This window comes from Eubacterium sp. AF15-50, assembly GCF_934835595.1.
GTDB classification, from domain to species: Bacteria; Bacillota; Clostridia; order Lachnospirales; family Lachnospiraceae; genus Eubacterium_G; species Eubacterium_G segne.
This window is the reverse complement of record NZ_CAKVZL010000155.1, coordinates 1-543: the sequence shown is the minus strand read 5'-3', so window position 1 is coordinate 543 and position 543 is coordinate 1. Positions and strand designations below refer to the sequence as shown.

Genomic DNA, 543 nt, shown 5'->3' with positions numbered 1-543 from the left:
GAGTCTGTGAAATAAAGTCTGTAAATAGACATTCTATGATAAGTGATGGAGCTGTAAGTTCATGAAATGAGCTTGCAGCTCTTGTTTATATAACTAGCATATAAAAATACCCATGTCAAGGACGCCCGTTTTATAACGGGCGTATATTTATCCTTGATATTGGGTATTTTTTATGCTATTCAGGCAAACGGCCTTCGTACATAATGCTCAGTTCTCCATACACCTGAGCCCAGTTTCTTAAGGTCGTTGTCCATTTTTTCGTTGCTTCAAAGGTTGAAAGGTACAGTGCTTTCAATAATGCCTTATCACTTGGAAATACACTTCTCTGACGATTAAGTTTCCTGTATGTTGAATTTAAACTTTCAATGGCATTGGTTGTATATATTACTTTTCGTACAGTATCTGAAAATTTAAAAATAGGCGATATCACATCCCAGTTGTCCTTCCATCTTTTCATGGAGTTCGGATACTTCGGAGTCCATTTCTCAGTTACCCTGTCTAATGCTTCGAGAGCCTTTTCTTCATTAACTGCCTGATATATTG

The 543-nt window shown here is 37.0% G+C and carries 1 protein-coding gene; it reads right to left on the bottom strand.

Annotated elements, in window-relative coordinates; all coding sequences use genetic code 11:
• Nucleotides 1–175: 175 nt before the first annotated feature.
• On the bottom strand, nucleotides 176–543 hold a 368-nt coding region (locus Q5O73_RS10550), incomplete at its 5' end, for a transposase (RefSeq protein ID WP_302669670.1).